This is a genomic window from Methylorubrum sp. SL192 (assembly GCF_026672325.1).
Classification (GTDB): Bacteria; Pseudomonadota; Alphaproteobacteria; order Rhizobiales; family Beijerinckiaceae; genus Methylobacterium; species Methylobacterium extorquens.
Genome location: NZ_JAPPQV010000003.1, coordinates 3603897 through 3626623, shown reverse-complemented (window position 1 = coordinate 3626623; position 22727 = coordinate 3603897). Strand labels below are relative to the sequence as shown.

At 71.5% G+C, this 22727-nt stretch carries 21 protein-coding genes and 1 pseudogene; 13 read left to right on the top strand and 9 right to left on the bottom strand.

Annotation, left to right across the window (positions count from 1 at the left end; all coding sequences use genetic code 11):
- The first annotated feature begins 198 nt into the window (after positions 1–198).
- Positions 199–582, top strand: coding sequence for a response regulator (locus tag OVA30_RS17800; protein ID WP_056463784.1), 384 nt, complete (start codon positions 199–201; stop codon positions 580–582).
- Between the two features lie 48 nt (positions 583–630).
- On the opposite strand, the gene pdxH is transcribed toward OVA30_RS17800, so the two are convergent.
- Entirely contained in the window at positions 631–1275 is a 645-nt protein-coding gene (gene pdxH, locus OVA30_RS17795) for a pyridoxamine 5'-phosphate oxidase (protein ID WP_012255403.1), read from the bottom strand.
- Between the two features lie 86 nt (positions 1276–1361).
- Here pdxH and OVA30_RS17790 point away from each other — a divergent pair, with 86 nt between their 5' ends.
- The 3 genes from OVA30_RS17790 to fabI all read left to right on the top strand — a co-directional run bounded on the left by OVA30_RS17790 (position 1362) and on the right by fabI (position 4073).
- On the top strand, positions 1362–1904 hold the full coding sequence (locus tag OVA30_RS17790; RefSeq protein ID WP_268176227.1) for an RT0821/Lpp0805 family surface protein: 543 nt from the start codon (positions 1362–1364) through the stop codon (positions 1902–1904).
- 151 nt (positions 1905–2055) lie between these two features.
- Positions 2056–3000, top strand: a complete 945-nt coding sequence (locus OVA30_RS17785; protein WP_268176226.1) for a DnaJ C-terminal domain-containing protein — start codon at positions 2056–2058, stop codon at positions 2998–3000.
- A 245-nt stretch (positions 3001–3245) separates the two neighbouring features.
- Entirely contained in the window at positions 3246–4073 is an 828-nt protein-coding gene (gene fabI / locus OVA30_RS17780; protein WP_003605474.1) for an enoyl-ACP reductase FabI, read from the top strand.
- 3 nt (positions 4074–4076) lie between these two features.
- Here the strand turns inward: fabI and OVA30_RS17775 are convergent, their stop codons facing one another.
- From OVA30_RS17775 to OVA30_RS17765, 3 genes are all read right to left on the bottom strand, one after another.
- A complete protein-coding gene (locus OVA30_RS17775; RefSeq protein WP_268176225.1) occupies positions 4077–4766 on the bottom strand; it encodes an MOSC domain-containing protein in 690 nt (229 codons plus the stop codon).
- Position 4767: 1 nt separating this feature from the next.
- A complete protein-coding gene (locus tag OVA30_RS17770; RefSeq protein ID WP_268176224.1) occupies positions 4768–5925 on the bottom strand; it encodes an AAA family ATPase in 1158 nt (385 codons plus the stop codon).
- Positions 5926–6013: 88 nt separating this feature from the next.
- Positions 6014–7018: a polyphosphate kinase 2 family protein gene (locus OVA30_RS17765; RefSeq protein ID WP_015952436.1), complete on the bottom strand. Its 1005-nt coding sequence runs from the start codon at positions 7016–7018 to the stop codon at positions 6014–6016.
- A 175-nt stretch (positions 7019–7193) separates the two neighbouring features.
- On the opposite strand from OVA30_RS17765, the gene OVA30_RS17760 reads away from it, so the two are divergent.
- On the top strand, positions 7194–7790 hold the full coding sequence (locus OVA30_RS17760; protein WP_268176223.1) for a histidine phosphatase family protein: 597 nt from the start codon (positions 7194–7196) through the stop codon (positions 7788–7790).
- A gap of 83 nt (positions 7791–7873) precedes the next feature.
- Here the strand turns inward: OVA30_RS17760 and OVA30_RS17755 are convergent, their stop codons facing one another.
- Positions 7874–8008, bottom strand: coding sequence for a hypothetical protein (locus OVA30_RS17755; protein ID WP_003606816.1), 135 nt, complete (start codon positions 8006–8008; stop codon positions 7874–7876).
- A 99-nt stretch (positions 8009–8107) separates the two neighbouring features.
- Positions 8108–9205: a tyrosine recombinase XerC gene (locus tag OVA30_RS17750; RefSeq protein WP_268176222.1), complete on the bottom strand. Its 1098-nt coding sequence runs from the start codon at positions 9203–9205 to the stop codon at positions 8108–8110.
- A 122-nt stretch (positions 9206–9327) separates the two neighbouring features.
- On the opposite strand from OVA30_RS17750, the gene OVA30_RS17745 reads away from it, so the two are divergent.
- The gene (locus OVA30_RS17745) at positions 9328–9723 is read left to right on the top strand and encodes a VOC family protein (RefSeq protein ID WP_056463798.1); all 396 of its coding nucleotides are present in this window, start codon (positions 9328–9330) and stop codon (positions 9721–9723) included.
- A 12-nt stretch (positions 9724–9735) separates the two neighbouring features.
- Here OVA30_RS17745 and OVA30_RS17740 read toward each other — a convergent pair whose 3' ends face one another.
- Positions 9736–10107 (bottom strand): hypothetical protein, encoded by a 372-nt coding sequence (locus OVA30_RS17740; protein ID WP_182568717.1) that lies wholly within the window; start codon positions 10105–10107, stop codon positions 9736–9738.
- A gap of 200 nt (positions 10108–10307) precedes the next feature.
- On the opposite strand from OVA30_RS17740, the gene OVA30_RS17735 reads away from it, so the two are divergent.
- A complete protein-coding gene (locus OVA30_RS17735) occupies positions 10308–11033 on the top strand; it encodes a hypothetical protein (RefSeq protein WP_268176221.1) in 726 nt (241 codons plus the stop codon).
- Here the strand turns inward: OVA30_RS17735 and hrpB are convergent.
- Positions 10990–13479 (bottom strand): ATP-dependent helicase HrpB, encoded by a 2490-nt coding sequence (hrpB, locus tag OVA30_RS17730; RefSeq protein ID WP_268176220.1) that lies wholly within the window; start codon positions 13477–13479, stop codon positions 10990–10992. The two genes, OVA30_RS17735 and hrpB, sit on opposite strands and share 44 nt — an antisense overlap.
- A 181-nt stretch (positions 13480–13660) precedes the next feature.
- Between hrpB and OVA30_RS17725 the strand changes: the two genes are divergently transcribed.
- The 3 genes from OVA30_RS17725 to OVA30_RS17715 all read left to right on the top strand — a co-directional run bounded on the left by OVA30_RS17725 (position 13661) and on the right by OVA30_RS17715 (position 19267).
- Entirely contained in the window at positions 13661–13978 is a 318-nt protein-coding gene (locus OVA30_RS17725; RefSeq protein WP_268176219.1) for a hypothetical protein, read from the top strand.
- 187 nt (positions 13979–14165) lie between these two features.
- A complete protein-coding gene (gene mutS / locus OVA30_RS17720; protein WP_268176218.1) occupies positions 14166–16916 on the top strand; it encodes a DNA mismatch repair protein MutS in 2751 nt (916 codons plus the stop codon).
- Between the two features lie 191 nt (positions 16917–17107).
- A complete protein-coding gene (locus OVA30_RS17715; RefSeq protein WP_268176217.1) occupies positions 17108–19267 on the top strand; it encodes a protein-disulfide reductase DsbD family protein in 2160 nt (719 codons plus the stop codon).
- Between the two features lie 63 nt (positions 19268–19330).
- On the opposite strand, the gene wrbA is transcribed toward OVA30_RS17715, so the two are convergent.
- Positions 19331–19930 (bottom strand): NAD(P)H:quinone oxidoreductase, encoded by a 600-nt coding sequence (gene wrbA / locus OVA30_RS17710; protein WP_003607417.1) that lies wholly within the window; start codon positions 19928–19930, stop codon positions 19331–19333.
- Between the two features lie 200 nt (positions 19931–20130).
- On the opposite strand from wrbA, the pseudogene OVA30_RS17705 reads away from it, so the two are divergent.
- The 3 genes and pseudogenes from OVA30_RS17705 (at position 20131) to OVA30_RS17695 (ending at position 22714) form a co-directional block, all read left to right on the top strand.
- Positions 20131–21069, top strand: a pseudogene (locus OVA30_RS17705) (LysR family transcriptional regulator).
- A 231-nt stretch (positions 21070–21300) separates the two neighbouring features.
- Positions 21301–21999: a DUF1013 domain-containing protein gene (locus OVA30_RS17700; protein ID WP_268176216.1), complete on the top strand. Its 699-nt coding sequence runs from the start codon at positions 21301–21303 to the stop codon at positions 21997–21999.
- 139 nt (positions 22000–22138) lie between these two features.
- Positions 22139–22714: a hypothetical protein gene (locus OVA30_RS17695; RefSeq protein WP_268176215.1), complete on the top strand. Its 576-nt coding sequence runs from the start codon at positions 22139–22141 to the stop codon at positions 22712–22714.
- The last annotated feature ends 13 nt before the right edge of the window (positions 22715–22727 follow it).

The following is a 22727-nucleotide window of genomic DNA, read 5'->3' as shown; positions in this document are numbered from 1 at the left end:
GAAATCCAGGGCCGCGCTGCATTGCGAAAGGTGCCGGAGACGCGGCCCCGCGCCTTCGGAAGGGCCGGTGCCGTACGGCCCCGCCCGTCTTGCGCGCTTGTTCCGCGCCGGCCTTCATGCAACCCCGGGGAGGGGTCGCGGATTCGAGGGATCGTGCCGGGGGATCAGACGCATGATCGGACGAGGGATGCGACAGCCGTGAGCGGGGCGAACGCGAGGCCGACCGTCCTTGTCGTGGAGGACGATGCCGTGATCCGGTGCGCCGCGGTCGAGTTGATCGTGGAAGCCGGTTTCACCGTGCGCGAGGCCACCAACGGCAACGAGGCGATCCGCATGCTCGACCAAGAGCAGGAGGCGGGCGGGACGGTGTGCGTCGTCGTGACCGACATCGACATGCCGCTGGGCATCGACGGCATCAAGCTCGCCGCCTGCATCGACCGGCGCTGGCCGCGCATCGGCATCGTCATCACCTCCGGCAAGGTGCGGCCCTCGCCCGGCGACATACCGACCGACGGCCTGTTCATCCGCAAGCCCTACACGGAGGAGTGCCTGGTCGCGGCGATCCGCTCGGTGATGCCCTGAGCGACCCCGATCCTCCGCGATCCGGGCATCGCGATCAGGGCATCAAAATCAGGGATAGAGCCGCGCGCGGGTCCAGCCGTCGCCGTCGCGGGTGAAGCGCACCCGGTCGTGCAGGCGGTAGGCGCCGTTCTGCCAGAACTCCAACTGCACCGGGGCGATGCGGAAGCCGAGCCAGTGCTCGGGGCGCGGCACCGGGCCGTTCTCGTATTTCTCCGACAGGGCGGCGACCTCGGCCATCAGGGTCGGGCGGTCGGTGAGCGGGCGCGATTGCTGGCTGGCGATGGCGCCGATGCGGCTGTCGCGGTGGCGGCTCGCGAAATAGGCGTCGGCCTCCTCGCGCGTCACGGGGGAGACGGGGCCGCGGCTGCGGATCTGCCGGCCGAGAGACTTCCAGTACAGCACCGTCGCCGCCTGCGGGTTGGCGAGAAGCTGCCCGCCCTTGGCCGACTCGGCGTTGGTGTAGAAGACGAGCCCGCGCGGATCGAACCCCTTCAGCAGCACCACCCGCACGTCGGGCAGGCCGTCCGGATCGGCGGTGGCGAGCGCCATCGCGTTGGCATCGACGGGCTCGGAAGCCTCCGCCTCCGCCATCCACGCGGCGAACAGCGCCCAGGGGTCGCACGACAAGGTGAAGTCCTCCGGATGGACCGAAGGCGCGTCCGCATCACCCTCTCTTAACCGATCGATGGCCATTTTCTTCCCTGTGGCAGCCGGGTCGGGGGGCACCGACGTTGGGCAGCAACGCCGTCGGACCCCCGTCTGTCTCGAGTTCAGGTGTAATGCGTCTGCGTCCGTGTAAAGGCCTCGTCAGCGTGCTCTCCGCCGAAGGGAGGGCCGGTTCGACACGTGGACAGGCGCCGCGACGCGGCCTCGCAGCCCGGTTTGCGGGCCTGCTGACCCTCGGCCTCGCCGCCCTCTCGTGCGGCGGGTGCAGCGGGCCGATCCTGTCCTTCAAGGCGGAGGAGGCGCCGGCCGCGCCCGAGCCGCTCGTCACCGGCAGCATTCCGAAGCGGCCCGCGAGCTTCGGGCGCGACCTCGACGGCGAGGATTGGCGCCGCGCCCACGCCGCGCTCTCCGTCGCCCTCGATCCGCAGGGTAACGGGCGCCCGGTGAAGTGGGACAACCCGGAGACCGCGATGCGCGGCACCATCAACCCGACCGGCCTGCCCTATGTCGCCGGCGACGAGATCTGCCGCGACTTCCTCGCGACGGTGGTGGGCGGCGCCAACAACCGCTTCGTGCGCGGCACCGGCTGCAAGCCATCCGGCGGCGAGTGGGAGCTGAAGCGGCTGCGCGCCTCCAACCCCCAGGCCCGCTCCTGAGGCTTTCGCGGACGGCCGGACAATAAAGTGATCGCGGATCGGTGAACGTGGCCTCATCGGCTGTTGCAGAGCCGCAACGCCCTTCCCACGTTGAACCCGTGCGGCAGAGGCCGTATCCCTATTCGGTTGCGACCCCCTCAAAAGAATGCCGATGCGAAACCCCTACGACGTTCTGGGTGTCCCCAAGGGCGCGAGCGAGGCCGAAATTAAGAAGGCCTTCCGCAAGCTCGCCAAGGCGTACCACCCCGACAGCAACAAAGAGCCGAAGGCCGCCGAGCGCTTCTCGGAGGCGAACACCGCCTACGAGATCCTCGGCGACAAGGAGAAGCGCGCGCAGTTCGACCGCGGCGAGATCGACGCCGAAGGCAAGCCGCGCGCGACCGGCTTCGAGGGCTTTTCTGGGTTCGGCGGCGGACGCGGCGGCGGTGGCGGCGGCTTCGACTTCGAAGGCTTCACGCAGCGCCGCGGCGGCGCTGGCGGGGCCGGGCCTGGCGGCGTCGGAGAGGACTTCATTAGCCACATCTTCGGTGAGGCGTTCCGCGCGGGCGGCGCCGGGCCGGGTGGGCGCGGGGGCCCGATCCGCGGCGAAGATGTCGCGGCCGAACTCAGCGTGACCCTCGAACAGGTCGCGGGCGAGGACAAGATGCGCATCGGCCTGCCGAGCGGGCGCGATGTCGACGTGATGATCCCCAAGGGCGTCGTCGATGGCCAGACCATCCGCCTGCGGGGCCTCGGCGGCGCGGGCGGTCCCCGCGGCGAACCCGGCGACGCGCTGCTGACCATCCGCATCCAGCCCCACCCGGTGTTCAAGGTGGACGGCGCGGACCTGCGCGCCACCGTCGATCTGCCGCTGGAGGACGCGGTGCTCGGCGGCGCCTTGCGTGTGCCGACCCTGACCGGCGCCGTCGAGATGAAGGTGCCGGCGATGACAAGCTCCGGCCGCACCTTCCGCCTGCGCGGAAAGGGCCTACCGAAGAAGGACGGCAGCCGCGGCGACCTGTTCGCGACCACCGCCATCGTCCTGCCGGCCAGCGACGACGCGGCCCTGACCGAATATGCCCGCCGCCGCCGCGAGGCCAAGGCCGGGACGGCGTAAAGGACGCCGCCCCATAGGGTAGACCTCGGCGTCTGCCGAGGCGTCGAGCGGAGCGAATCCTAAGGGTTCACACTGTTCGCGGATGGGCGGAGGGTCCTCGAGAGCCCGAACGAGGACACCGGGATCGCCCTGAGGTGATCCCGCGCGCCTTGAGGCTTCCCCCTCCGGCAACCCTCGGCTAAGGAAGCCCCCGGCGCAGGGCCGTCCCTCAAGAGGCGCCCGCGCGGCCGAAGCGAAGGTGACGCATGTCGGAACAGAAGCCGGGCGGGCTGCTCGCGGGCAAGCGCGGGCTGGTGTTGGGAGTGGCCAACAACCGCTCGATCGCCTGGGGTATCGCCCGTAGCGCTGCCGCGCACGGGGCGGAATTGGCGTTCACCTACCAGGGCGAGGCGCTGAAGAAGCGCGTCGAGCCGCTGGCGCGCGAATTGAACGCGCATGTCGTCGGCCATTGCGACGTCACCGATCCCGCCTCGATCGATTCCGCCTTCGCCGCGACCGCCGAGGTGTTCCCGGACGGGATCGATTTCGTCGTCCACTGCATCGCCTTCTCCGACAAGGACGAGCTGACGGGGCGCTATCTCGAGACCTCGGAGGCGAACTTCACCAAGTCGCTGCTGATCTCGTGCTACTCGTTCACGGCGGTGGCGCAGCGCGCGGAAAAGATCATGCGCAACGGCGGGTCGATGCTGACCCTGACCTATTACGGCGCCGAGAAGTGGATGCCCCACTACAACGTGATGGGTGTCGCCAAGGCCGCGCTGGAAGCCTCCGTACGCTACCTCGCTGCCGATCTCGGGCCGAAGCAGATCCGCGTCAACGCGATCTCGGCCGGGCCGATCAAGACGCTGGCGGCGTCGGGCATCGGCGACTTCCGCTACATCCTCAAGTGGAACGAGTACAACGCGCCGATGCGCCGGACCGTGACCATCGAGGAGGTCGGCGAGACGGCAGCCTACCTGTTCTCCGACATGTCCCGCGGCATGACCGGCGAGATCCTCCACGTCGATGCCGGCTACCACGTCGTCGGCATGAAGAACCCCGACGCGCCGGACATCACCCGCGAGCGGGAATAGGGTTCATCCCTCTTCCCCGAGCCGTCGGCGCCAATCCTCCACGGCGCCGCTCGCGAGCCGGCGGGCGGCGAGCGCCCGCCAGGATTCGGTGAGGGGCGCGAGGCCGGCAATCGCCCGCAAGGCCGCCGCGTCGAGGCGATCCACGTAAAAGTGGTGCAGGAGCCGCGACAGCGGCCAGTCCGGATGCGGGCGCTCGACGAGTTCGAGCCCGTCGCCGGCCGCCACGACGCCTGTCTCGATCACCCGGTAGTACCAGCCGGTGCGCCCGCTCGCCTGCACCCGCCGGGCCATGTCCGGCACACCAAAGCGCAGGTTCAGCTTGAAGCAGGGCTGGCGCGCCTGCGAGACCTGAAGCAGGGCACTCCCCACCCGCCACAGGTCGCCGACGCAGACATCGTGCTCGGTGAGGCCGTGGGTCGAGAAATTCTCGCCGAAGGCGCCGGGCTGCTCCAACTGATTGGGCAGGCCGGGCAGATCGCCGCGCCACGCGGCGGCATGGTCGAGGGCGTAGTGGTGCACGGCCTTTTCCGGGCCGCCATGGACGCGCCGGTCGGCCTGCTCGTCGCCCACGAGACCGAGCGGCCCCACCGCGACCGGCTCCAGCACGGGGGTCTTGGCGATGGCGCTCGCCGCGCCCTTCTCCCCCAGCGGCGCGACGCGCCCGGTCAGCACGGCCTGAAGCGCGACCCGCATCTCACGCGTCCTCCTCGTCCTGCGAAAAATTGCCGGCGAGCCGCAAACCGTCGATCCAGGTCGCCCCGTCGCGCTTGAGCACGAGGCGCGGACGCACGCCGCCGGCCTCGGCGACCGCCGCCGCGAGGCGCTCAGAATGCGTCACCAGCCAGACCTGCGTACGTTTCGAGGCCTGTGAGATCATCCGCGCCAGCGGCTCCATCAGATCCGGGTGCAGGCTGGTTTCGGGCTCGTTGAGCGCGAGGAAGGGCGGCAGCCGGTAGGCGAGCAGCGCGCCGGCGAGCGCGAGGTAGCGCAGCGTGCCGTCCGAGAGTTCGGACGGCTCGAAGATCCGCTTCGGGTACTCGGCGAAGATCACGCCGAACCGCGCCTCCCGATCCGGTTGCGGCACCACGAGGCGGGCACCGGGAAAGGCGTCGGCGAAGGCCGCGTCGAGATCGACGGTGTCGCCGCGGATATGGGCCAAAGTCGCGAAGACCGCGGCGAGGTCGGCACCGTCGGAGGCCAAAGTCGGCGTCGTCACCGCGAGGCAGGGGCGGCGCAGGGGCGAACCCGCATCGGTGCGCACGTCGTGATAGAAGCGCCATGCTTCCATGGCTTGCCGGACGATCTGCAGTTCGGGAAAGCGCACCCCGTCCTGAAGCGCAGCGAGCGCCGTCTCGGTCGGCAGCAGGTCGGTGCCGAAGGAGCGCTTGCGCCCCTCCTCGTCCCGCACGAAGCCCGCCGGCCCGTCGCGGTCGAGCACCGTCACCGGCCGCGCGCCGGCCTGCACGGTGAGCCGCTCGCTCTTCACCTGCGGCTCCAGGGCGAAGGCCGCCCCGTAGATCGCGCCGCCCACCTGCGACACGAGGCCGACCTCGACCGCGTAGGTGTAGGCGTGGCCGGTGGTCTCGTCGGCCAGTTCGGCGGACAATCGCACCCGCGCCGGCTCGCCCTTGCGGCGGGTGCCGGCCCAGAGCACGGATTCCATCCCGCCCTCGGCGGCGAGCGCCCGCGTCAGCCGCCCTGAGGCGGCCGTCTGAAGCAGGCCGAGGGCGCGGTAGAGGTTGGTCTTGCCGGTGCCGTTGCCGCCAACGAAGACCGAGAGAGGCCCGACCGGAAAGCGAATGGTCTTCAGCGACCGGTACCCGGCCGCCTCGATCTCGCGAACCGCCGGCATCGGTGTGCCCCCCGTGAGCCTCGAAGGGCGCAGATCTAGACCGTTCTGAGACCGATTCGGAAACCCCGCCTCCCCAGGTTGTGCAGGCTCAATCCGGCACCTTGATACCGTTCAGCCCCTTGCGCGGCTCAGGGAAGCGCGGGTCCATCGCTTCCAGCGTGTCGGCGATGGTGCGGGCGACCATGACGTTGCGGGCCCATTTGCGGTTGGCCGGCACCACGTGCCAGGGGGCGTAGGGCGTCGAGCAGCGGGCGAGCGCGTCGTTGAAGGCGGTCTGGTAGGCGTCCCAGCTCTTGCGCTCCACGAGGTCGGCCGGGTCGAACTTCCAGTGCTTCTCCGGATCGGCGAGGCGGGCCTCCAGGCGCTCCTTCTGCTCGTCCTTGGAGATGTGCAGGAAGAACTTGAGGATCACCGTGCCCGAGAGCGTCAGCAGCCGCTCGAAATCGTTGATGATCCCGTAGCGCTCGCGCCACGTCTCCTCCGGCACGAGGCCCTTCACCCGCACCACGAGCACGTCCTCGTAATGGCTGCGGTTGAACACGCCGATCAGGCCGCGGCCGGGCGTGCGCAGGTGGTAGCGCCAGAGGAAATCCTGATCGAGTTCCTCCGTGCTCGGCACCTTGAACGACCAGACCCGGCAGCCCTGCGGGTTCACCCCCTCCAGCACGTTGCGGATGGTGCCGTCCTTGCCGCCGGTATCGATCGCCTGGAACACCACGAGCAGGGAGCGGCGGTGCTCGGCGTAGAGCTTCTCCTGCAGCGCCCGGATGCGCACGCGCTGCGCGTCGAGTTCGGCCTTGGCCGCCGCCTTCTCGAGACCGCCGGTGGCGTCGGGATCGATCGCGGCGAGGTTGACGCTCTGGCCGGGTTCGACCGTGACGATGCCGGGCGCGGCCGGCGGCAGGACCGGGTGGAGATGCGGGGACAGGCTCGGCGCGGTGCCGGTGCCCGCGATCGCCGCGCGGGCCCAGCCGGCGAAGGAAGGCGGATGGTCGGGCCAGGCCGCCTGCGGTTGTGCTTCCGTCGTTTTGTCGCTCTCGAGGCTTTTTTCACTCCCGGCGCTCTTGCCGTCCTTGCCGTTCTTGCGCGCCATGCCGAAGATTACCTGCTCACGAGCCGATTGCGAGGCCGCCGTCGCGGACCCGCAAGGAAGGGATAAGCTTGGAGCCCCAACAGATGCGCCGCCTTCGCCGTTCCCGATCCGGCGCGTCGGGGTCTTCAAGGGCAAGGTCTTCCAGGGGAGGCGCCGGTCGCGTCGGAGCCGCCGCATGAGCGGGGTGCCGACGATCTGGTTCGTGCGCCATGGCCAGACCGACTGGAATGCGGAGGGGCGCCTTCAGGGCCACCGCGATACCGATCTCAACGCCAACGGGCTCGCCCACGCGGCGGAGGCGGCCGCGCGCCTGCGCCGGATCGCCGGAGCGGAACTGCCCACCGCCGACTACGTGGCGAGCCCGCTCATCCGCACCCGCCGGACGATGGAGATCCTGCGCACCGGCATCGGCCTGCCCGCAGGGGGCTACCGGGCCGATATGCGGCTGCGGGAGATCGGCTTCGGTGCCTGGGAGGGCCGGACCTGGGCCGAGATCCGGCGGCGCGATCCCGCAGGCGCCGCCGCGCGCGACCGCGACCGCTGGGGCTACCAGCCGCGCGGGGAGGGGGCGGAGAGCTACGCGATGGTCGAGGCGCGGGTGGAGGAAGTGGTGGCGGAGCTACGCCGCCCGACCGTGATGGTCGCCCATGGCGGCGTCGCCCGGGCGCTGCTGGTCGTCGCCGGCCATCTCGACATCTACGCCGCCCCACGGCTCGGCATCCGCCAGGGCAGCATTCTCGTCATCGAACCCGGCGGCTGGCGCTGGGCTTGAGGGAATTACTTTCGGGGGACAGCGCTCGAGGGGCCGTGCGGGCCCGTCGAGCTTTTCCCCTGAACGGGTCCGTCCGAGCCCGGTCAGGCCCGCGCGGCGCGGCCGCGGGCGAGCAGGCGCACGGCGGTGACGGGGAGGAGGAGCGTCTTCACCGTGGCCGTGACGGCCAGAACGGCGAGGACCGGCAGGATCGCGAGACAGATTCCGCTCACGCGCATCGGACACTCCTTGAGGCTGCTGAAACGGCGGCTTGCGACCGCTTGGTTGATGACAATCCGCCACTCAATCGCGGCAAGACCAAGGTGAACGGAGCAAACTCACGCATTTCTACGCTCCACCGGCCTGTCCTGCCGGACAGCATAGCCGGATCGGGCGCTCGTGCCTTGCTCTGCATCAACGGTTTCGGAACGCGGTGACGGCGGTTCCGAGGGCGGCAGCCGCCGGGCGCGGGGATGGGCGTCCTCGAAGGCGCTCATCAGGCGGGCGGCATCGACCTTGGTGTAGATCTGCGTGGTCGAGAGCGAGGCGTGGCCGAGCAATTCCTGGATCGCCCGCAGCTCGCCCCGGCGGGCGAGCAGATGGGTTGCGAAGGAGTGTCGCAGGGCGTGCGGGGTCGCGCTCTCGGGCAGGCCGAGCGCGCCGCGGAGCGCGGAGACCGCGTACTGGACCACCCGTGGCGAGAGCGGCCCGCCCTTCACGCCGACGAAGAGCGGTCCCTCCGGATCGAGGGGGTGCGGGCACAGCGACAGGTAGGCGGCCACCGCCTCGGCGACCGCCGGCAGCACCGGCACGGCGCGGACCTTGTCGCCCTTGCCCGTCACCCGCACCTCGTCGATGCCCGGTATCGGCGCGTCGCGGGCAGTGAGCCCCAGCGCCTCCGAGATGCGCAGGCCCGATCCGTAGAGGAGGGCGATCACCGCCGCGTCGCGGGCGAGCACCCACGGGGCGCGGTCGTCGTCGGGACGGGTCTCGGGCGCGGTCATCGCCAGCGCGGCGGAGATGGGAAGCGGGCGCGGCAGGCGGCGCTCGACCTTGGGGGAGCGCACCGCGCCGAGCGCCGCGACGCTGCCGTGCCCCTCGCGTTCGAGGAAGCGGGCGAAGGAGCGCAGACCCGCCAGCATCCGCATCAGGGAGCGCCCGCCGATCCCCTCGGCCCGGCGCGCGGCCATGAAGGCGCGCAGGTCGCGGGGTTTCAGGGCGATCAGCCCGGCGATGGTGGGCGTGCCGGAGCGGGCGGCGCGATGGATCAGAAACTGGCGCAGGTCGCGCTCGTAGGCCTCGACCGTGTTGGCGGCCATGCGCCGCTCCCGCGCCAGCGCCTCGCGCCAGCCCCGCATCGCCGCGCGCAGGGTGGCGTCGCCCGGCGGCAGCAGGGCTTCGGGATCGACGGCGGTGAGGGACGCGGTGCGCATCATTGCCGGCAGCAAGCACCCGGTAAGGTTGACGAAGGGTAAACGGCAAAAACCCTTTCCGCCCGGCCGGACTGCGCCAGATGGGCGCTCATCCACACAACATCCGTACCGGGGAGAGAGGGCCGATGGCCAAGCCCGTCCACACCATGATCCGCGTCCGCGACGAGGCGCGCTCGCGCGACTACTATGCTCGCGCTTTCGGCCTGGAGCCGGCCGACCGGTTCGACTTTCCGGACTTCACGCTGCTCTACCTGCGCGACCCGTCCTCGCCGTTCGAACTCGAACTGACGGTCAACAAGGACCGCGCCGAGCCCTACAATCTCGGCGACGGCTATGGCCACCTCGCCTTCGTGGTGGAGGATGCCGAGGCCGAGCATGCCCGCTTCGAGCGCGAGGGTCTTCCGGCCACGCCGGTCAAAACCCTCAAGCACGGCGACACCGCGCTCGCGACCTTCTTTTTCGCCACCGACCCGGACGGCTACAAGATCGAGGTGATCCAGAAGGGCGGCCGCTTCGCCTGATCTTTGGGGAGTCTACGGCGCCTTCTCCAGGCGCTCGAGCCCGGCCAGCGCCTTCTCGCACGCACTTGCAGAGGGTGCCGGCAGGCTCGTCTCCAGGCGCATCGCGTCGTCGAGCGCCAGGGCATAGCGCTCCTCCGTGAGCGCCCGGCCGACCGCCGCCATCATGCGCTCGCGGCCGGCTCTCAACACCCGATCGACCCGCTCGCGCTCCGCGCCGCAGGCGAGCGCCCGGCCCAGAACCTTCCCCTGGCGCTCGCCCTCGACCTGGGGGATCACCAGCGGCCGGGCAGCGCCCGGCTCGGGCGGCGTCTGCGCATGGACCGCGCCGACCGTGAGCACGAGCCCGAACAGGGGGAAGAAGACGGAAGCGGCCCCTGAGCGCATCGAATCGTTCTCCCTCACGGCTCTTCAGAATAGCACCGCATCCTGCCCGATTCGGCGATCGCGCCGGACGCGACAGGTCGCGTGCGTTCCCTCACGCTCTCGGGAGCGGATCTCGTCCACGGTCAAGCCGGAAACGACAGGGGGCGACAATGGGTCTTTCCGGAGGTTCTGCCGGCAGCGCCGCGGCGACGGATACCAGCATGATCGGGCGAGGCCGCGGCCCGATCCCATCGCGCATCCCCTTGAGCCTCAAGCTCGCCTATTCGGCCTTCATGGCGGTGCTGCTCCCGGTCTATCTCACCCATTACGGGCCGACGAACTTCCTGTACTTCTGCGACATCGCCCTGATCCTGACCCTCGTCGGCATCTGGGCGGAGAGCGCGCTTCTCGTCTCGATCTGCGCCGCCGGCATCCTCGCGCCGCAACTGCTCTGGGCCGTGGATTTCCTGGCGCAGGCCGCGGGCACTCCGCTCACCGGCATGACCGCCTACATGTTCAACGCGGAGACGTCGCCGTTCCTGCGCGGCCTGTCGCTGTTCCACGGCTGGCTGCCGTTCCTGCTCGTGTTCCTCGTCTGGCGGCTCGGCTACGACCGGCGCGCCTGGGGCGCGTGGTCGGCGCTGGCGGTCATCCTCCTGTTCGTCTGCTACTTCCTGATGCCGCCGCCGCGGCCCGATCCGGGGCTGACGCCGGTCAACATCAACTATGTCTGGGGCATGAGCGACACCGCCGCGCAGACCTTCCTGCCGGCCTGGGCGTGGTTCACGGGCCTCGTCGTCGCCATCCCGCTCCTGATCTCCTGGCCGACCCACCGGCTCCTGATCTGGCTGATGCCCCAAGCATCCGCCACGTTGCCCGTCACATCGCCCGTGGCGTCCGCAGTCACGTCCCCTTCGGCTTCACCCGCCGGGTCGGGGCCTCGCTGAGCGGGTCTTCCGGCCAGGGGTGGCGGGGATAGCGGCCCCGCATCTCGGAGCGGACCGCGCCCCACGAGCCGCGCCAGAAACCCGGCAGGTCGCGGGTGATCTGGATTGGGCGGTGGGCCGGCGAGAGCAGGTGGAGCACCAGCGGCACCCGCCCCCCGCCGAGCGCGGGATGCCGGTCGAGGCCGAACAGCTCCTGCACCCGCACCGCGAGCACCGGTTCGGGGCCCGATTCGTAATCGACCGGGATGCGCGAGCCCGTCGGCACCTCGACATGGCTCGGCGCCTCGGTCTCGAGGCGGGCGCGCAGCGTCCAGGGCAGCAGACCCTGCAGGGCCTGGCCGAGATCGTCGGCGGTAATCGCTGCGAGCGAGGTCCGTCCGACGATGGCCGGAGCGAGCCATTCCTCGACACTCGCCGCCAGGGCCTCGTCGGAGAGGTCGGGCCATTCGCCGCCCTCCGCCTCTCCCTGGGCTCCGTGGAGGAAACGGACACGGGTGCGCCACTGCGCCAGGGCGGGCGTCCAGGGCAGGCGGTCGAGGCCGAGCCCGGCGATGCCGCGAGCCAGCACCCGCGCCGCCTCCCCATCGGCGGGGACGGGGAGGGTGCGCTCGTCGAGCGTCACGGCGCCGAGCCGGCGGCCCTCGCGGGCGCGCAGGGCCCGCGCCTCCTTGTCGAAGCTGACGCTGCGCACCGTGCCGATCCGGTCGGCGAACAAGGCGTCGATGGCCTCGGACGCGATGGCCACGGCGGACAGGATCCGCGCGGAGGCCGCCGCGCCCGTGAGGTCGGCGACGACGATGAAGGGCTCGCGGGCGAGCGGGCTCACCGGATCGACGAGGCCGGCGCGGCCGTTCGCCATCAGGAAGGCGCCGTCCCGGCCTCGCGCCCGCGCCACCCGGTCGGGATAGGCCAGTGCCAGCAGGGCGCCGGGCTCGGCCATCAGGGGATCGGGCTCGACGGTGTCGGCCGCTTTGGCCGCCTGCCGCGCCCAGCCGTCCGCGAGGCGGCGCATGTCGGCGGCCCGGCCCCCGCGGTCGCGGCGGAAGCGGTCGAGGCGCTCGGCGAGATCCACGGCGTCGCCGCCGAGGCCGCGCTCGACCAGCACGGCGGCGAGATCGGCCGCCATGCGGGCCTGACCGGATTCAGCGGCGCGGGCGACCATCCGGGCGAGCCGGGGCGGCAGCGGCAGGCTGCGCAGGGTGTTGCCGGTCTCCGTGAGCCGCCCGTCGGCATCGAGGGCGCCGAGATCGGCCAGCATCGCCCGCGCCTCGGCCAGGGCCGGCGCCGGCGGCGGATCGAGGAAGGACAGGGCGGTGGGGTCGGTGACGCCCCAGGCGGCGCAGTCGAGGGTCAGCCCGGCCAGATCCGCCGAGAGGATCTCGGGCCGGGCGAAGGGTTCGAGCGCCGCGGTCGCCGCCTCGGGCCAGAGCCGCCAGCAGACACCCGGCTCGGTGCGGCCGGCGCGGCCGCGGCGCTGATCGACCGAGGCACGCGAGGCCCGCGCGGTGACGAGCCGGGTCATGCCGTTGCCGGGCTCGTAGAGCGGCACGCGGGCCAGCCCGGAATCGACGACGATGCGCACGCCCTGGATCGTCAGCGAGGTCTCGGCAATCGAGGTCGCCAGCACCACTTTGCGCCGCCCCGGGGGCGCGGGGGCCACCGCCCGATCCTGCTCGCCCTGGGTGAGGGCGCCGTAGAGGGGCGCGAGGTCGGTGTCGTCCGGCAGCCGCCCCTCCAGCCGCTCGGCGGTGCGCCGGATCTCCGCCTGCCCCGGCAGGAAGGCGAGCACCGAGCCGGGATCGGCCCGCAGCGCCCGCAGGATCGCGGCGGCCATCGCGTCCTCGATGCGCTGGTTCGGGTCGCGGTCGAGATGGCGCGTCTCGACCGGGTAGGCGCGTCCTTCCGATTCCACCACGGGCGCGTCGCCGAGAAGCCCCGCCACGCGGGCGCCGTCGAGGGTGGCCGACATGACGAGGATGCGCAGATCCTCCCGCAGCGCGCCCTGCGCATCGAGGGCGAAGGCCAGCCCGAGATCGGCATCGAGGGAGCGCTCGTGGAACTCGTCGAACAGCACCGCGCCGATGCCGGTCAGTTCCGGATCGTCGAGGATCATCCGGGTGAACACGCCCTCGGTGACGACCTCGATCCGGGTGCGGGCCGAGATCTTGGAGCCGAGCCGCACGCGCAGACCCACCGTGTCGCCGACCCGCTCGCCGAGGGTGGCGGCCATGCGCTCGGCCGCACCGCGCGCGGCGAGCCGCCGGGGCTCCAGCAGGATGATTTTTTGGGTGCCGAGCCAAGCTTCGTCGAGCAGGGCCAGCGGCACGCGCGTGGTCTTGCCGGCGCCGGGCGGGGCCACGAGCACGGCGGAGGATCGCCCGGACAGGGCCGCGCGCAGGGCGGGAAGGGCGGCCTCGATCGGGAGTGCGGGGACAGGGGAGGACATGGTTCGCGAGGTGCCGCGGTTCGGGCCGGGGCGCAACCATCACCGCCGCCCCGATTGCTCATCGCTGTCCGCGGCGCCCACGAAAATTTGTTAACATATCTTGCGATTTCTCCGGAACGAGCGGGCAAGATGCGACTTGTGGGCTCAGCGTGCGGTCCATGCACGCAACGGAGAGACGACGATGCGCATAGCCCTGACACTCGCAGCCGGCGCGCTGCTCGGCAGCCTCGGTCTGGGAGTGGTGTCGGCCTCCGCCGCCCCCGCCATGCCGGCCCCCAGCCTGATCGCCGGCCAGACGGCCGAGACCGTGCGCGACCAGCACCATGACCACTGGCACCGCCCCCACCACAGCGTGCTCGGCCACCACCACTCGACCAAGGCCGAGCGCCATCGCCGCCGCCTGAACACCCACCATCACGGCGACCCGAACGCCCGCAACCCGGAGCGGCCCGGCTACCAGCAGCAGCTCGGCACCACCACGGGCGGCCCGCGCTACTGAGCGCTTCGGCCTCGACACGCCATGAGAAGGGGCCCGTCCGGCGCGATGCCGGGCGGGCCTTTTTCGTTCGCCCGCCGACCCCGGCACCACCGTCGCTTGCGACGGCTGGGGAGAGCGCCCACTTGTCCACGGACTTCACGGTTGCCCGGCGGTGCCCGGCGCAAGCGGGGCTGCTAGCCTCCGCTTCATGTCCAGACCCCAGCGTTCCCAACCCCTCGAACGGCGTGCCCAGGCGGCGGATACGGTGACTTCTTCGCCCCTCGACATCCCCGGCGCCACGCCGATGATGGCGCAGTACATCGAGATCAAGGCCGCCAATCCGGACTGCCTGCTGTTCTACCGGATGGGGGACTTCTACGAGCTGTTCTTCGAGGATGCGGAGATCGCCTCGCGCGCGCTCGGGATCGTCCTGACCAAGCGCGGCAAGCACGGCGGCGCCGACATCCCGATGTGCGGCGTGCCCCTGGAGCGGGCGGACGACTACCTGCACCGGTTGATCGCGCTGGGCCACCGCGTCGCCGTCTGCCAGCAGACCGAGGACGCCGCGGAAGCCAAGAAGCGGGGCCCGAAATCGGTGGTGCGGCGCGAGGTGATCCGCCTCGTCACGCCGGGCACGCTGACCGAGGACCGCCTGCTCGACCCGACGCGGGCCAACCTGCTGCTCGCCATCGGCCGGCGCAAGGTCTCCGACACGAGCGAGGCCTACGGGCTCGCCGCCCTCGACATCTCCACCGGCCGGTTCTCGCTGAGCGAGGTGGAGAGCTCGGAACTCGCCGCCGCGATCGCCCGGCATGAACCGCGGGAGATCGTGCTCTCGGAGGTCATCCACGCCGATCCAGGCCTAGCCAAGCTGTGGCGCGAGACCAAGGCGGCGGTTGTGCCGCTGGCCCAAGGCGAGCTGGAGCCGGCTTCGGCCGAGCGGCGCATCCGCGAGCAGTTCGGCGTCAAGACCCTCGACGGGTTCGGGAATTTCAGCCGGGCGGAGATCGCCGCGGCCGGGGCGGCTTTGCTCTATCTCGAGCGCACCCAGCTCGGCACGCGGGTGCCGCTCTCCGCGCCGAGCCGCGAGGCGACGGGAGCGACGCTCGCCATCGACGCGGCCACCCGCGCCAACCTCGAACTCACCCGCACCCTCTCGGGGGAGCGCAAGGGCAGCCTGCTCGACGCCATCGACCGCACGGTCTCGGCCGGCGGCGCCCGGCTGCTCGCCGAGCATCTGGCCGGGCCCCTGACGGACCTGACCAAGATCGGACGGCGGCACGACGCCGTCGCGTTCCTGGCCGAGGACGGCGCGCTGCGGGCGCATCTGCGCGACGCGCTGCACGCCGCCCCCGACATTGCCCGCGCGCTCTCCCGCATCGGCCTGAACCGGGCCGGCCCGCGCGACCTCGCCGCCCTGCGCGACGGGCTCGACGCCGCCGCGACGATCGCTGAGCAGCTTCGCGCGGAAGAAAATTTGCCGGACGGGCTGACCCGCCTCGCCCGCCGCCTCGAAAAGGCCGACCGGGCGCTGGCCGAGGAACTGGCTCGGGCGCTCGCCGACGACCTGCCGCTCAACCGGCGCGACGGCAATTTCGTGCGCGCCGGCTACCACGCCGAGATCGACGAGGCCCGGCTGCTCGGCCAGGACTCGCGCAAGGTCATCGCCGCGCTCCAGGCGCGCTATGCCGAGGCCAGCGGCTGCCGGACGCTCCGGATCAAGCACAACAACGTGCTCGGCTACTACATCGAGGTGCCGCAGGCGGTGGGCGAGGCCTGCCTCAAGGGCCTGATGCAGGACTTCGTGCATCGCCAGACCATGGTCGATGCGATGCGCTTCACCAGCGTCGAACTCGGCGAGCTGGAATCGAAGATCGCGGGCGCCTCCGACCGGGTGCTGGCGCTCGAATCCGCGGTGTTCGATGCCTTGAGCGCGCGGGTGAGCGACGGGGCGGAGGCGATCGCCGACATCGCCGAGGCGCTGTCGGGCCTCGACGTGGCGGCGAGCCACGCCGAGCTCGCGGTCGAACTCGCCTGGACCCGGCCGGTCATCGACGACAGCCTCGCCTTCGCGATTGAGGGCGGGCGCCATCCGGTGGTGGAAGCCGCGCTGACGAAGGCCGGCGAGGCGTTCATCGCCAATGCCTGCGACCTGTCCGGCGACGAGGCCGGGCGCATCCGCCTCGTCACCGGCCCGAACATGGGCGGCAAATCGACCTTCCTGCGCCAGAACGCGCTGATCGCCGTGCTGGCGCAGATGGGCGCCTTCGTGCCGGCGGCCGCCGCCCGGCTCGGGGTGGTCGATCGCCTGTTCTCCCGCGTCGGCGCGGCCGACGACCTCGCGCGCGGCCACTCGACCTTCATGGTCGAGATGGTCGAGACCGCCGCGATCCTCAATCAGGCGACGCGCCGGTCGCTCGTGGTGCTCGACGAGATCGGCCGCGGCACCGCGACCTTCGACGGCCTCTCCATCGCTTGGGCCTGCCTGGAGCACCTGCACGAGAAGAACGGCTGCCGGGCTCTGTTCGCGACCCACTTCCACGAGCTGACGGCGCTGAGCCAGCGCCTGCCGCGCCTCGACAACGCGACCCTGAAGGTGGCCGAGGACCGCGGCGACGTGGTGTTCCTACATGAGGTGGTGCCGGGCGTGGCCGAGCGCTCCTACGGCCTCCAGGTCGCCCGCCTCGCCGGCCTGCCGCCGAGCGTCGTGGCGCGGGCCGGGGCGATCCTGAAAGGGCTGGAAAGCTCCGAGCGCGAGCGCCCCGCCCGCCGTAAGATCGACGACCTGCCGCTCTTCGCCAGCCTCGCCGCCGCACCGCCCCCGCCGCCGGAGCCGGTGAAACCCGAGCCGGACGACCGGCTCGGCCAGTTGATCGACCGCCTCGATCCCGATGCGCTGACGCCGCGCGAGGCCCTCGACGCGCTCTACCGGCTGAAGAAGGAGCGGGCCGCGGGGTGAGGGCAGCGCGGGCGCGGTTCGAGGCCGCGGGCCCGCGCGGCTCACGGGGCGGAGACGATCTGCTATAAAGCCGCGCTGATGCCAGCCGGCCCGCTCCGGCCCAACCGGCCTCTCCCCTTCGCGGTCGCGGGCTTGCCCGGGGCCGGACGTCCTTGCGGGGAGGGGCGTTGGGCCGCTCGGAAAACAGATCGATGCTTCGTCTCCTCCTCGCCCTCCTCCTGACGCTTGCCGCCGGCCTTGCCGCCCCCGGCCTTGCCGGCGCGCAGGGAGCGATGACGGCGGTGAAGGCCAAGGATCTCGTGCGCGCGCGCCTCGTCGCCGAGAGCGAAGCGCTGGTGCCCGGCCGCACGGTGACGCTCGGCCTGCACATGGCGATGAAGCCGGGCTGGCACGTCTACTGGCGCAATCCCGGCGATTCCGGGCTGCCGCCGGAGATGGCGTGGCGCCTGCCCGAGGGCTTCACGGTCGGCCCGGTGCAGTGGCCGGTCCCGGAGCGCATTCCGGTCCAGACCCTGATGAATTTCGGCTACGAAGGCGCCGTCACCCTGCTGGTGCCGCTTGCCGTGCCCGAGAGCGCCCGAGCCGGCGAGACGGTGCAGCTCTCCGGCACGCTCTCCTACCTCGTCTGCGAGGAGATCTGCATTCCGGGCTCGGCAGAGCTGAGCCTCGACCTGCCGGTGGCGGCCTCCGCGGAGCCGGATTCGGGGCAGGCCGCCCTGTTCGCCCGCGCCCGCGCCGCGCTTCCTGAAGCCCTTGCCGAAGCTCTTCCCGAAGCCGCGCCCGGCTCCGTCCGCACGACCCGCGCGGGCGACCGGCTCGTGCTGCATCTCGACCGGCCGGGCCTCGCGGGCGTGACCGGAGCCGCCTTCTTCCCCTATGCCGAGGGCGCGCTCGACAACGCCGCGCCGCAGGATCTCGCCGTCGATGCCGCCGGCCTGCGCCTCACCCTGACGCCGGGCGATGCGGGGCAGCCGCCCGAAGCGCTCGCCGGCGTGCTCGCCCTCACCGAGGACGGCACGCGCAAGGCCTACGCGCTGGGCCCGGAACCCGCCCCCGCACCGACGGCGGCCGCGACCGTTCCCGCCGCGCCCGAGGCGCCGCCCGCCCCGGCGGAAGAGGAGAGCCTGACGCTGTGGAGCGCCGCGGGGCTGGCGCTCATCGGCGGGCTCCTGCTCAACCTGATGCCCTGCGTCTTCCCGGTTCTCTCGATCAAGGTTCTGAGCCTCGTACGGCAGGCGGGCGAATCCGCCACCCGCGTGCGGCTGCACGGGCTCGCCTACACGGCGGGCGTGCTCGCGAGCTTCCTCGGGCTGGCCGGGCTCCTGATCGCGCTGAAGGCGGGCGGCGCCGGGATCGGCTGGGGCTTCCAACTCCAGTCGCCGGTGGTGGTGGCGCTCCTGGCCTACGGGCTGTTCGCCATGGGCCTGAGCCTGTCGGGCGCGGTGCATCTCGGCGGCGGCATCGTCGGGCTCGGCGACGGGCTGACCCGGCGGGCGGGCTACCAGGGCTCGTTCTTCACCGGCGTGCTGGCGACGCTCGTCGCGACGCCCTGCACCGCGCCGTTCATGGGCGCCGCGGTGGGCTTTGCGCTGACGCAGTCGCCGCTCGCCGCGCTCACCGTGTTCGCAAGCCTCGGCCTCGGGCTCGCCCTGCCATTCCTAGGCCTGACGCTGGTCCCGCAGGCGCTGCGCCTGCTGCCGCGGCCCGGCGCCTGGATGGACGTGCTGAAGGGTGCGCTCGCCTTTCCCGTCTACGCCACGGTGGCGTGGCTCGTCTGGGTGCTGGCGCAGCAGGTCGGACCCAACGGGCTGCTCGCAGGGCTCACCGGTCTCGTCCTCGTGGCGCTCGCCGCCTGGGCCTGGGAACGGGCGCGCGGGGCGGGACGGCTCGGCACCGGCTTCGGCCGGGTGGCGGCCGTCGCGGCGCTCACGGCGGCGCTCGGCCTCGTCGCCGTCCTCGATGGCGACCGCGCCACGGCGCGCACCGCTTTGGCGCAGGGCGAGGAGGCCTTCACGCAGGCCCGTCTCGATGCGCTGAGGGCGGAGGGGCGCACGGTGTTCGTGGACATGACGGCGGCGTGGTGCATCACCTGCCAGGTCAACGAGCGCACGGTGCTGGCCCGCGAGGGGGTGCAGGCAGCGTTCCGGGCGGGCCAAGTGGTGTACCTGAAGGGCGACTGGACCAACCAGAACCCGGAGATCACCCGCCTGTTGGAGCGCCACGGCCGCAGCGGCGTGCCGCTCTACCTCGTCTATCGCGGCCAGGGCGAGGCGCAGGTGCTGCCGCAGATCCTCACCGAGGGGATCGTGCTCGCGGCCATCGGGCAGAAGGACGTCGCGGCGGCGCAGTAGGGCACACGAGCAGTCCCGTTCATCCCCTCTCCCTGCACGCGGGGAGAGGGGAAAATCCGCGCCTCAGCCCGCGAGCTTGGCCGCGATGCCGGCCACGTGGCGGCCCTGGAAGCGGGCGCCGTCGAGTTCGACTTCGGAAGGCTGGCGCGAGCCGTCGCCGTCGGCGATCGTGGTGGCGCCGTAGGGGGAGTTGCCCTTCACCTGCTCGACGCCGTTCTGCCCCGCGAAGCTGTAGGGCAGGCCCACCACCACCATGCCGTGGTGGAACAGCACCGTGTGGAAGCTCGTCAGCGTGGTCTCCTGACCACCGTGCTGCGAGGCGGTCGAAGTGAAGGCCGAGCCGACCTTGCCGACCAGGGCGCCCTTGGCCCACAGGCCGCCGGTCTGGTCGATGAACTGCTTCATCTGCGACGCCATGTTGCCGTAGCGGGTCGGCGTGCCGAAGATGATCGCATCGTAATCGGCCAGCTCCTCGACGGTGGCGATCGGCGCCTCCTGGTCGAGCTTGTAGTGGAACTGCTTGGCCACCTCGTCCGGCACCAGTTCCGGCACGCGCTTGAGCGCGACCTCGGCCCCAGTCTCGCGGGCGCCCTCGGCCACGGCCTTGGCCATCTGCTCCACATGGCCCCACGACGAGTAGTAGAGCACCAGAACCTTCGCCATCGTCGTCTCTCCTGTTCGCGGGCCCGGCGCATCGCCCCGGAATGGGCTTTCCGCCCTCGGGCGGAGGCGACGCGCTCAAATCGGCCCGAGCGTCGAATGCGCGACTCCTATGAAGGTTCGCGCTGTTTGCAGAAATGCCCTGCCGTGCAAGATCATTCTTGCAGATCTGCAAGCGAGAGACGGGGGAGGGCGCGGTGCCGATGGCCTGGGACGAATTCCGCCTCGTGCAGGCTATCGCCGACCGGGGCGCGCTGGGTCCGGCCGCAGCGCATCTCGGAGTCAACCCCTCCACCGCCTTCCGCCGCCTCGCGGCGGTCGAGGCGGAACTCGGTGCGCGCCTGTTCGAGCGCCACCGCTCCGGCTACGTGCCGACGCCGGCGGGCGAGGCGATGGCCGCTGCGGCCGCGCGGATGGAGGAGGAGGTCGCCCGCTTCGACCGGGAGGTCGCCGACCGGGCGCAGACGCCCTCGGGCCTTCTGCGCGTCACCGCCGCGGCGACGCTGGTCACCGATTTCCTGATGCCGATCCTCGGCCGATTCCGGGCGCGCTACCGATAAGTCCAGATCGAACTCGTGACCTCCGAGGAGGCGCTGAACCTGTCCCGCCGCGATGCGGACGTGGCGTTGCGGGCCACCCACGACCCGCCGCCGAACCTCGTCGGGCGCCGGCTCGGCACCATCGCCTGGGCGGTCTACGGGCCGGCGCGCGAGGACGCAGACGGCGAGACGGACGGCGGCGACGCCGATTGGGTCAGCCCGAGCGAGGCGGTGGCCGGCGGCCTCTTCGCGCGCTTCGTCGCCGCCCGCGCCGGGCCGGAGCGGGTCGCGCTGCGCCTCAACAGCGTGCAGGGGCTGTGCGAGGCGATCGTGGAGGGCGTCGGCATCGGGCCGCTGCCCTGCTACCGCGGCGACCGGCTCGCATCGCTGAGACGCCTTTCAGGGCCGGAGCCGGAGTTGGCCGGTTCACTCTGGCTCCTGACCCACCCGGACCTGCGCCACGCGGCGCGGGTGCGCGCCTTCATGGACCATGTCGCCGCCGAGGTCGCGCCGTTGCGCCCAGTCCTGGAAGGGCGCCAAGGGGACGATCCAAACAGCAGGGTGACCACCCAGCTCGAGGCTTTGCCCGTAACGCCGTCCTGAAACGCTCGCCCGGCGCGGTGCCGTTCGCATCGCGGAGACCTGACGCGCCGTCGCGCGAGGGCGCTCAACGCAATTGCGCAACGGCCGGTCCCGCCTGTATAAGAGGCGATCCCCTCATTCATCGCGACATGGGATCCTTCGGGCCTGACCGGGCCGGAGGCCGCGGGGAAGCCATTCCGGCATCCCGCCCGTTTCCCTGCCGCGCACTCTGACCGTCTGGAGCTTTGTCCGATGTCCCAAGGTCCGCTGATGCCCAAGGCGACCGCCGTGTGGCTCGTCGAGAACACCTCGCTCGCCTTCGAGCAGATCGCCGATTTCTGCAAGCTGCACCCGCTCGAGGTGAAGGGCATCGCCGACGGTGAAGTCGCCGCCGGCATCAAGGGCCTCGACCCGATCACCACCGGCCAGCTCACCCGCGACGAGATCGAGAAGGCGCAGAAGGTGCCGCATTACCGGCTCAAGGTCGCGGTCTCGAAGGTGAAGCTGCCCGAGGTCAAGCGCACCACTAAGGGCCCGCGCTACACCCCGCTGTCCCGTCGTCAGGACCGGCCGAACGCGATCCTCTGGCTGATCCGCAACCATCCGGAGCTGAAGGACGCGCAGGTCATCCGGCTCGTGGGCACCACCAAGGCGACGATCCAGCAGATCCGCGAGCGGACCCACTGGAATTCGGCCTCGCTCCAGCCGATGGACCCGGTGACGCTCGGCCTGTGCTCGCAGATCGACCTCGATTTCGAGGTCCAGCGCGCCGCCAAGGACCGCCCGGCCGTGCTGCCGACCGATGGCGGCGCCAAGCTCCTGCCGACCGAGGTCTCGACCGCCCCGGCCGCCGCGGAGCGGGAGGAAGAGGAAGAAGATCTCAACGCCGATGCGGTCTTCGCCAAGCTCAAGGGCATGAGCCGCATCGACGAGGACGACGACGAGGTGTGATCGTCTCGCTCGTCGGTCGGGCGCCTGCGTCACGCGCGTAGTGCTGTTTGTGAAAAAAATTTCTCGCTCACCTGCACTAGATGCGGAATAATGCTGGCCGGTCGCTCCCACGGAGCGGCGGCAGGCGCGAGGACGTGGCATGATCCACGGTGGCGTGACCGAGAGTGGCTCGAACCCTGGCGGCTTGGTCGAGGCCGGCCTGACTGAAACCGGCCTGCCCGCCGACCCCTCGGGGGGCTTGGACGAGCGGCCGCCCGCGGCCCCAACGGCCGAGCCGGTGACGCTCGCCGAATCCCTGATGAGCGAAGCGGGCTGGGGGCCGGAGAACTTTGGCGTTGAGGGTCCGAACCCGCCCTACTTGCGCATCGGCGGCAAGCTGTGGGTGACGCTCACCGAGTTCGAGCCCTGCTTCGCCTCGTTCCGCCGCGACCGGGGCCCGTTCCGCTCGAAGGTCGCGATCGCCAGCCACCTCGCCAAGTACGACGCGATCATGGTCGATCCGCTGGCCTTCGAGGAGTGCTTCGGCCCCGGCGAGGGCAACCAGACGGTGTTCCCGTTCGGTGCGTGGCTCGAGATCCGCCGCGTCGGCTTCGGCGGGCTGGAATTGTGGGGCAAGCGCCAGGGCGCCGTGACCCTCCCGCTCGACGCCCTGGCGGTGGCCTCGGCGATCTGGCTGCGGCGGAAGGGTTCGACACCGCGCTCCGGGCCGACTTGAGACTTAAGGGGTC